At 55.4% G+C, this 9,270-nt stretch carries 8 protein-coding genes; 2 read left to right on the top strand and 6 right to left on the bottom strand.

What is annotated here, in order from left to right:
* Positions 1–101: 101 nt before the first annotated feature.
* The 6 genes from ACKVOS_RS08545 to ACKVOS_RS08520 are packed head-to-tail and all read right to left on the bottom strand — an operon-like array spanning position 102 to position 6,600.
* Positions 102–896: an SDR family NAD(P)-dependent oxidoreductase gene (locus ACKVOS_RS08545; RefSeq protein WP_409211585.1), complete on the bottom strand. Its 795-nt coding sequence runs from the start codon at positions 894–896 to the stop codon at positions 102–104.
* Positions 896–1,678, bottom strand: coding sequence for an SDR family oxidoreductase (locus ACKVOS_RS08540; protein ID WP_409211584.1), 783 nt, complete (start codon positions 1,676–1,678; stop codon positions 896–898). The genes ACKVOS_RS08545 and ACKVOS_RS08540 overlap by 1 nt, the downstream gene beginning before the upstream one ends.
* Before the next feature lie 26 nt (positions 1,679–1,704).
* Positions 1,705–2,784 carry a phosphotransferase family protein gene (locus ACKVOS_RS08535; RefSeq protein ID WP_409211583.1) on the bottom strand — a complete coding sequence of 360 codons (1,080 nt, stop codon included), beginning with the start codon at positions 2,782–2,784 and terminating at the stop codon, positions 1,705–1,707.
* Entirely contained in the window at positions 2,781–3,869 is a 1,089-nt protein-coding gene (locus ACKVOS_RS08530) for a Zn-dependent alcohol dehydrogenase (protein WP_409211582.1), read from the bottom strand. The genes ACKVOS_RS08535 and ACKVOS_RS08530 overlap by 4 nt, the downstream gene beginning before the upstream one ends.
* A complete protein-coding gene (locus ACKVOS_RS08525) occupies positions 3,866–5,149 on the bottom strand; it encodes an acyl-CoA dehydrogenase family protein (RefSeq protein WP_409211581.1) in 1,284 nt (427 codons plus the stop codon). The genes ACKVOS_RS08530 and ACKVOS_RS08525 overlap by 4 nt, the downstream gene beginning before the upstream one ends.
* 35 nt (positions 5,150–5,184) lie before the next feature.
* Positions 5,185–6,600, bottom strand: a complete 1,416-nt coding sequence (locus ACKVOS_RS08520; RefSeq protein ID WP_409211580.1) for an MFS transporter — start codon at positions 6,598–6,600, stop codon at positions 5,185–5,187.
* 197 nt (positions 6,601–6,797) lie between these two features.
* On the opposite strand from ACKVOS_RS08520, the gene ACKVOS_RS08515 reads away from it, so the two are divergent.
* Both ACKVOS_RS08515 and ACKVOS_RS08510 read left to right on the top strand, forming a co-directional pair.
* On the top strand, positions 6,798–7,958 hold the full coding sequence (locus tag ACKVOS_RS08515) for an acyl-CoA dehydrogenase family protein (protein ID WP_409211588.1): 1,161 nt from the start codon (positions 6,798–6,800) through the stop codon (positions 7,956–7,958).
* 107 nt (positions 7,959–8,065) lie between these two features.
* On the top strand, positions 8,066–9,202 hold the full coding sequence (locus tag ACKVOS_RS08510) for an acyl-CoA dehydrogenase family protein (RefSeq protein WP_409211579.1): 1,137 nt from the start codon (positions 8,066–8,068) through the stop codon (positions 9,200–9,202).
* Positions 9,203–9,270 lie beyond the last annotated feature (68 nt).

The raw sequence follows: 9,270 nt of genomic DNA, 5'->3' as shown, positions 1-9,270 counted from the left end.
TAACGACGCAAAAGGAAGCTTCCCGTTGTCGAGATAATTTGCTTGCACAAATTCGGGTATCCGGGCGAGCCGGTCCGGCAGGAATCCAAGTTCATCCGCGCTCATACTGCTGTTTGTCCTGTCAATTGCCGGGTCACCGGATGGGAGCTGGAAAGACCGCCGTCAACCGCAATTGCTTGCCCGTTGACATAGCTGGCCTGATCGCTGGCAAGGAACAGCGCCACATTGGCTAACTCTTCCGGCTGCGCACCGCGGCGTAGCGGGTTCAGCCGGCCGATTTTTTCGGTGACGCCTTTTTCTTTGGCATAATCAAATGTCGGCTTGGTCATACCGGTTTCGGTCAGGCCAGGGCAGATTGCGTTGCAACGAACATTGGTGCCCGACAATTGCTGCGCCGAAACCTTGGCCAAATTGATGACGCCAGCCTTCGATGCGGAATAAGGGGGGCCACCTGCACCGGAACGGATACCGGCGACGCTGGCAGTCAAGATGATCGACCCGCCATGCCCAGCATCAACCATTGCCTTGCCTGCATGTTTGACCATCAGCCACGGACCAATGAGGTTCACCCGCAAAACACTGGTGAAATTCTCGACCGTGTTGTCGAAGATACCCTCCATACCGCCGGAGATTCCGGCATTGGCAAAGGCGATATCGAGATGTCCATGCAATTCGATTGCTTTGGCGACAAGGGCGGAGACATCGGCTTCATCGCCTGCGTCCATTTGCACAGCGGTCGCCGCAGCGCCGATCATTTCAGCAGTCTCATGCACTGATGCGGCCATGTCGCCCAAAACGACTTTGGCACCTTCAGCAGCAAAACGAAGAGCCGATGCGCGACCAATGCCTGATCCTGCGCCTGTTATGATGGCAATTTTGCCGTCCAAAGCACCCATTAACCTACTCCTCCACCACTACTGGTGACGCCACCATCGATCACCATTGTCTGACCCGTCATAAACGCACCTGCTGGCGATGCCAGAAAAACTGCAGCGCCCGCAATCTCGTGCGGCTCCCCAATTCGCTTGAGCGACGCGGTCGCCGTGGACCGTTTCAGCGTTGCCGGATCATCCCACAACGCCTTTGCAAAATCGGTCTTTACTAATCCCGGAGCAATGCAGTTCACGCGCACACCCTTGGGACCATATTCGTCTGCCAGATTTCGGGCGAGCTGCATATCGGCCGCCTTGGAAATGCAATAGGCACCGATCACAGAGGAGCCTTTCAGGCCGCCGATAGACGAAATGATTGTTATCGAACCATCGCCGCGCTCCACCATTTCCGGTACGACCATGGAAATCAGCCAATTGTTGGCGACGATATTGTTGGTCAGAATCTTATGAAATGCGTCATCCGAAATATCGGCCATCGGGCCATAATAAGGATTGGATGCCGCATTACAGACAAGTGCCGTGATTTTGCCAAACGCTTTGCGCGTTTCATCGACCAGATTTTGGAGGCTTTCCTTCGAAGAAATATTGGCGGCGATCGCGATGGCGGTACGTTCGCCATATTTGCCGTTAATGTCGGCTGCAACTTCTTCGCAGATATCGAGCTTTCGGCTTGAAATTACAACCTTGGCACCCTGTTCGGCCATTTCCCACGCAATCGCTTTTCCGATCCCGCGTGATGATCCGGTGATTACGGCGACTTGGCCGGTCATGTCGAATAGCGACATTTGTCTCTCCCTATTTAACGAAGGGCTTAGGCCCCTGCTTTTTCCGCAAATTTCCAGGCGGATTCGGCCAGCGGGAAAACCCGTTCCGCCATCGACTGTGCATGCGCCGAACTGGCGGTGCCGTCGATCACCCGTTTCTTGATACCCTGTATAATCCCGGCAAGGCGGAAGAAATTATAGGCGAAATACCAGTTCATATCGGGCACACCGTCGCGGGCGGTGGCGGCACAATAGCGTTCGACCATATCATCAAGTTCCGGAATGCCGAGCGAGGCACGATCCAGATCCATCACGCCTGAGCGGCCCTCATTCTGCGAAACCCACGCCATGGCGACATAGGTAAAGTCGGCAAGCGGGTCGCCCAAAGTCGACAGCTCCCAATCCAGCACAGCCCGCACCACAGGTTCCTTGGCATCGAAAATCATATTGTCTATGCGGTAATCGCCATGGACGACACTTGTACGAGTTTGCTCGGGCAGGGTCTTGGGCAGCCATTCGATCAGTCGCTCCATCTCGGGCATAACTTCGGTTTCGGCGAGGCGATATTGTTTGGTCCAGCGTTCGACCTGTCGACCGAAATAATTACCGGGCTTGCCGAAATCGGACAGCCCTGCGTTCTCAACGTCGACATTGTGCAGCGCCGCCAATGTGTCGATCATCGCCCCATAGGTGGCCGTGCGTTCGGCGGGGTGCGAACCGGGCATCGCGCCGTCCCATATGGTGCGGCCTTCGACCATATCCATGATGTAGAACATCGTGCCGATAACGCTTTCATCGGTGCATAAGCCATAAGGTTTTGCCACCGGAAATCCGGTTGGATGCAACCCGGCAATGACCTTGAATTCACGGTCCACCGCATGGGCGCTGGGCAGCAAAACACCCAAAGGTTTGCGCCGCAGAACATAAGATCCGCTTTTGGCATTCAACCGATAGGTCGGATTGGATTGGCCACCGGCAAATTTCAACGCCTCGACCGGTCCTTCAAAACCGGCAACATTGGCCGACATCCATTCGGCAAGTTTAACTTCGTCCAACCTGTCCGCGCCAGTAGGGGCTACGGTGCCGGAAAATGCAGCTTGTGCATCTATCGGGGTAAGGTCCGTCATTGGTCAAATACGATGACCGAACGCGCTGCGTCACCGCGTTTCATCTGGTCAAAGCCTTCATTTATACGTTCCAGTGGAATTGTTTCGGAAACGATGCTGTCGAGATCGAGCAATCCGCGCATATAGAAATCGACAAGCCGCGGTATATCGACTGGGAAGCGGTTGCCACCCATAATGGCTCCCTGCAGCTTTTTGCCGGACAGCAGATCCATCGCCGACAGGCCGACCTGATGCGACAAAGGCATCATACCCAAAATCGTGGCCGTTCCGCCGCGTTTGAGGGACTTGACCGCCAGTTCGCCCGACGCAGGTCTACCTACCGCCTCAATAGCGTGATCGACGCCGCCTTTGGTCAGTTCCTGAATCAGTGCCGCAGCATTGTCAGCCAACGCATCGACGACATCGGTCGCGCCAAGCTTTATCGCAAGAGCCCGTTTTTCAGGCACTGGATCAGCCGCGATGATGCGTCCAGCCCCCGCGATTTTTGCCGCATTGATGGTGGCAAGACCAACACCGCCGCACCCGATAACGGCGACAGTTTCGCCGGGCGTTACCTTGCAGGCGTTGAAAATTGTTCCGGCACCGGTGGTCACTGCACAGCCAATGACCGATGCCTTGTCGAGTGGCATTTCCGGGTTGATTGAAACACAGGCATGTTCGTGCACCAACATCATTTCGGCATAGGCCGACAGATTGAGCATCTGGTTCATGATGCTGCCATCGGACCGTGTGAGGCGGGGGGCATCGCCTGCTTTACGACGGGTGTCACCGCCAAGGCACAATGACATCCGCCCTGTTACACAATATTCGCAATGGCCGCAAAAGGCGGAAAGGCAGGTGACGACGGCGTCGCCGACTTTTACCGTGCGGACTTCGCTGCCCACCGCCTCGACAATGCCGGCTGCTTCATGTCCGGGAATGGCGGGCAAGGGGTGCGGATAAGTGCCTTCGATAAAGTGCAGGTCGCTGTGGCAAAGCCCGCAGGCCGCGGTGCGGATCAGCACCTCATGCGGCCCGGGGTTCGATATATTGACCTGCTCAATTTGGAGCGGTTTGCCCGCTTCGATCAGGACGGCTGCTTTCACCGGGAAACACCGATGTCGCCGCTGGACATGCCATCTTTGCCACGTGAGCCATGCTTGCCCAGTTCCATACGTGCAATCGCTCGCGCATGCACTTCGTCCGGACCGTCGGCCAGCCGCAAGGTGCGTTGTCCGGCATAAGCATAAGCAAGGCCATAGTCGTTGGATACGCCACCACCGCCATGCGCCTGAATGGCATCGTCGATGATTTTCAACGCCATATTGGGCGCTTGAACCTTTATCATCGCAATTTCGGCCGCGGCCGCTTTGTTGCCGACCTTGTCCATCATATCTGCCGCCTTCAGGCAGAGCAGACGGGTCATTTCGATGTCGATGCGCGCACGGGCGATACGTTCTTCCCACAGGCTATGTTCGGCTATAGTCTTGCCGAACGCGACGCGGCTTTGCAGGCGCTTGCACATTTTTTCGAGCGCTTCTTCGGCGGTGCCGATAGTGCGCATGCAGTGGTGGATACGGCCCGGCCCAAGGCGACCCTGCGCGATCTCGAAACCACGGCCTTCGCCAAGCAGCATATTGGAAGCAGGAATACGGACATCCTTCAGTTCGATTTCCATATGCCCATGCGGTGCATCGTCATATCCGAACACTGGCAGATGTCGCAGGATATTCACGCCGGGGGCGTCCAGTTCCATCAACACCATCGACTGTTGCGCGTGCCGTTTGGCCTCGAAATCGGTCTTGCCCATCACGATGGCAATTTTGCAGCGCGGATCGCCAGCGCCCGAGGACCACCATTTCACGCCGTTCAGCACATATTCGTCACCCTCGCGGCGGATCGAGGTTTCGATGTTGGTAGCATCCGACGAAGCAACGGCCGGCTCGGTCATTAAAAAGGCCGAGCGGATTTCGCCGTTCATCAACGGGATCATCCACTTCTGCTTTTGCTCGGCAGTGCCATAACGCAGGAACACTTCCATGTTTCCGGTGTCCGGCGCAGAGCAGTTGTAAACTTCTGACGCCATGCCAATCCGGCCCATTTCTTCGGCGCACAAGGCATATTCCATATTTGTCAGACCGGGGCCTTCAAAATGGACCGTATCGTCGACATGCGGACGGCCTGAACCGGGGGGCATGAACAGGTTCCAGAGACCTGCCGCCTTGGCGCGTGCTTTTTCTTCTTCCACAACCTGCAGGACTTTCCAGCGGCTTCCGGTTGCTTGTTCGGCGTAATAATCGGCGACGCGTGGGCGGATGAAGCGTTCATTATGTTCGCGGATACGGTCCCGCCAATAGGTTTGCTTTTCGGTGAGATCGAAATCCATAATGTATCATCCTCTGCTAAATTTTAATTGACCGTTTAACTGGCAGACTCTGCCGTTGTGTTCAAGGCGCGCAAGCGTTCATTGTGACTTTCGCGCGAAATTGGGAAGTGACGCAAGATGGATATGCCGATAATTCCGATAGTCAAAAGCGAGAGCATATAGAATAACGCAAAGTTGTTGAGTATCGCGATGTCAATCTGTCCTGCAACGGCCTTTTCGGGAAAGGCGGAAAATGTCAAAATCATCCCGGCGAAAAAAGTTCCGATCCCGACCGCGCATTTTTGGGTGAAGAAATAGCCAGCGAAAAACAGGCCTTCCGAGCGCCGGCCGGTTTCTGCTTCAGATGCCTCGACTACATCGGCGAACATGGAATTGGTGAGAATCATCATGCCAATGGCAGCACTGTTGGCGCAAATCGTAAAGCCAAACATGAATACAGGATTTGGATTGGCTGTACCGCCCGGCACAATGTCAAACAGCCAGCAGCAATACAGCGCTGTGTTGATCGACAAGGTGAGCATGGCGAGCATAATCGCACCATTTTTCTTCCCCATTTTTAGCGAAACCGAAGGAACCACAAAAAACGCAAGGACGACACCGGCAAACAGCACAAGGCCATAATAGAGAAATTCCATACGCTCCAACTGCCAAATATAACTCAGCAAATAATTGCTGAGTGCGAACGTCATTCCTTGGTTGATCAGGCCAAATAATGCTGCGCAGGCCAAAATGACAAAAGCGCGGTTGGACAATGTTTCGCGCATTTCAAACAATGCCTGTCGCAAACTGTGCGCGGGGCGAGCGGCGGGCGATTGCCGGGCGACATAAGGATGCTGCGCCAATGCCGAAAAAAGGACTGATCCGGTCATGATCAATGCACCGCATAATGAAAACGCATCATAGCCTTCAGGATCGCCCACACCCTTTTCATCAGTAAAAAACAAACCGTACGCGAGTATCAGAATTAGCAAACCTCCGCCCCATGCACACAGCAAACGATATCGCATCAGCACCGTTCGTTCGTCATAGTCAGAGGTGATTTCAGGAACCAGTGCGATGGATGGAATTTCGCACATCGCAATCAGAAATCGCGCAAGAATGGCGGTCGCAAACAACCATAACAGCAAACCAGTTTCACCCAAAGCAGGGGGATGCCATAATAACATCCATGCAACGCCGACCGGAATGGCCGCAGAATAAAGCCAGGGTAATCTTCGCCCCCAACGGCTTTGCGTCCGGTCACTCAGCTCGCCAATCACCGGATCGGCCAACGCATCAAAAATCAGCGCGGCCATGATGACGGTGCCGACAAGTCCGGCGTCCAGCCCCATAACCTGATTGTAAAAAATTAGGAGAAAGACGGAAAATCCGTTATCTTTGATTCCATAAGCAACCGCGCCGAGGCCATGAAAAATTTTCAATGATGCTGGAAGGCGAGAAGCGGATGTCATACTGACGCTGTAAACTTCGAAACTGCGGCGAATCGCATCTGGGCGGGCTCCTCATTCCAAGCCTATGCTAGGGCCGCCAAAATGCCTGTCAATCAGCGCGCAAATGACGTTACGGCATACAACGATCACCGATAAGCGCTTGCGTTTCACGCGACGAAGCGCCAAATTTTAGCCAAGCAATTAAATAGGAGAGCATGATGTCCGACCTTGAAACATTCCGTGCCGAAGCGCGCGCCTGGCTCGAAGAAAACTGCCCCCCTGAAATGCAGACCCCGGTCAAAGGGGATGAAGACGTCTGCTGGGGTGGTCGCAATTTCAGGTTCCAGAGTGAAGCCCAGAAACTCTGGATGGAACGTTGCGCGGCCAAGGGTTACACCGTTCCCGATTGGTCCAAAGCCTATGGTGGCGCCGGTCTTAGTCCTCAGGAAACGAAGGTTCTGCGTCAGGAAATGGCGAAACTGGGCTGTCGCAGCCCGCTGAACAGCTTCGGCATCTGGATGCTCGGACCGGCGCTGCTGAAATTCGGCACTGAAGAGCAGAAGGTGCATTATCTGAACCAGATCGCACGCGGTGAAATCCGTTGGTGCCAGGGATATTCCGAACCGGGCTCAGGCAGTGACCTTGTTTCCATGCAAACCTATGGCGAGGACAAGGGCGACCATTGGGTCGTTAATGGGCAGAAAATATGGACATCCTATGCCGATCAGGCCGACTGGATTTTCTGCCTCGTCCGCACCGACAAGACAAATAAATATCAGGGCATCAGTTTCCTGCTGTTCGATATGGAAACGCCGGGCGTTTCGACAAAGCCGATCAAGCTGATTTCGGGCAACTCGCCCTTTTGCGAAACCTTCTTTGACAATGTCGTCGTGCCCAAGCACCAGATTGTCGGTGAACTCAACCGTGGCTGGGACGTTGCGAAATATCTGCTCGGGCATGAGCGTGAGATGATTTCCGGCATGGGCGGTGATGGCGGAGTGACTTCTATCGGTGCCGCGATGAAGGCGGTGCTGGCTGAAGAGCCTGTGCTGCGCGCGCAAATGGCGCTGTTCGATGTCGACAATCTGACCTTCCGTGCCCATGGCGAACGTTTCATGGACGAATGGAAAACCGGCAAGGCGCATCCTGCTTATTCCAACCTGATGAAATATGTCGGCACTGAATTGAATAAAAAGCGGAACGAGTTGGTGATGTCGATAGGCGGTTCGCAGGCGCTGGAATGGGAAAGCGAACGCTCCAATGGCGGGTCGAAGGCACGCAACTGGCTTCGCACCAAAGCGAACTCGATCGAAGGCGGCACCAGCGAGGTTATGCTGAACGTTGTTTCCAAACGCATACTTGAAATGCCGGGAGCTTAGCTCCCCTCCCGCCTGCGGGAGGGGCCGGGGGAGGGCCACGACCGACGCAATCACACCCTCCCCTAACCCCTCCCGCAGGCGGGAGGGGAATTGAAGGATTGAATAATATGGCGATGACATTGAACGACGACCAGAATATGCTCCGCGACAGCGCGCGTGACTTCATGGCCAGCGAAGCACCCGTCACCCATTTTCGCAAGTTTCGCGACATGGGGTGCAAGGACGGTTTCAGCCACGATTTGTGGAAGCAATTTGCCGAAATGGGCTTTACCGGAATTCTGATCCCCGAAGCCGACGGCGGCATGGGCATGGGTCATATCGAAGCGGGTATCGTGCTTGAAGAAATCGGCCGCAATCTGTCCCCTTCGCCGTTCCTGTCCACCTCTGTAGCTGCAGTGGAAGCGCTGAAGCTCGCCGATAAGGCGATGCGCGAACGCTGGTTTCCAGGTATCTTGGCAGGGAAAACGGTCATTGGCCTCGCCATTGATGAAGGTGTTAAACACCGGCCTGAAAAAACAGCCTGCAAAGCGGAACGCAGCGGCAATGGCTTCAAACTGTCGGGCCATAAGCAATTCGTCGTGCAAGGCACATCGTCCGACATGCTGATCGTTGCGGCCCGCACAGCGGGTGCGGTGGGTGAGATGGACGGGCTGACCCTGTTCGCGGTCGAGAAGAACGCGGCCGGATTGTCGATGGAGGCCGCCCGGCTGGTCGACTCGGCCATGGCCGCGCATGTGACACTGGATGGCGTACAGGTCGATGCCGATGCCGTTATTGGTGACGTTGATGGCGGATGGTCTGTTTTGGGCAAAGTGCTCGACGCGGGTCGTGTGGGGGCCGCCGCCGAAATGGTTGGCGTCGGAACTGGTGCGATGGACATGACTTTTGAATATCTGAAAACCCGCAAGCAATTTGATCGCGTGATCGGCGAGTTTCAGGCCCTGCAACACCGCGCCGCGCATCTTTTTGGTGAGATGGAGGGCGCCCGTTCTATCGTGCTGAAGGCGCAGTCGTTGATGGACGAAGGCCATGCCAAGGCGGAGCTTTATGTTGCTGCTGCTAAGGCAAAGGCGGGCCTCGCCTGCAATCTGGCCGTGCGCGAAGGGGTGCAGATGCATGGCGGCATCGGCATGACCGATGAATATGACATCGGCCTCTATATGAAGCGCGACCGCAGCCTGAACGAGTTTTTCGGCGACGCTTATTATCATGCCGACCGCGTGGCGACGATGAACGGATATTGAGTTAACTCCCCTCCCGTTTACAGGAGGGGCCGGGGGAGCGTTTATGATCTCGCTGACGCACCCTCCCC

It is taken from the genome of Sphingorhabdus sp. (genome assembly GCF_046154385.1).
In the GTDB taxonomy this organism is placed as follows: Bacteria; Pseudomonadota; Alphaproteobacteria; order Sphingomonadales; family Sphingomonadaceae; genus Sphingorhabdus_B.
Note: the sequence above shows the minus strand (reverse complement) of the source record. Positions and strands in the feature narration are given on the sequence as shown.

What these genes read in the sequence shown, in the direction of transcription:
- ACKVOS_RS08545 (WP_409211585.1), bottom strand. Translation starts at nt 896, where the DNA reads ATGGGTGCTTTGGACGGCAAAATTGCCATCATAACAGGCGCAGGATCA.
- ACKVOS_RS08525 (WP_409211581.1), bottom strand. Translation starts at nt 5,149, where the DNA reads ATGGATTTCGATCTCACCGAAAAGCAAACCTATTGGCGGGACCGTATC.
- ACKVOS_RS08540 (WP_409211584.1), bottom strand. Translation starts at nt 1,678, where the DNA reads ATGTCGCTATTCGACATGACCGGCCAAGTCGCCGTAATCACCGGATCA.
- ACKVOS_RS08515 (WP_409211588.1), top strand. Translation starts at nt 6,798, where the DNA reads ATGTCCGACCTTGAAACATTCCGTGCCGAAGCGCGCGCCTGGCTCGAA.
- ACKVOS_RS08535 (WP_409211583.1), bottom strand. Translation starts at nt 2,784, where the DNA reads ATGACGGACCTTACCCCGATAGATGCACAAGCTGCATTTTCCGGCACC.
- ACKVOS_RS08520 (WP_409211580.1), bottom strand. Translation starts at nt 6,600, where the DNA reads ATGACATCCGCTTCTCGCCTTCCAGCATCATTGAAAATTTTTCATGGC.
- ACKVOS_RS08510 (WP_409211579.1), top strand. Translation starts at nt 8,066, where the DNA reads ATGGCGATGACATTGAACGACGACCAGAATATGCTCCGCGACAGCGCG.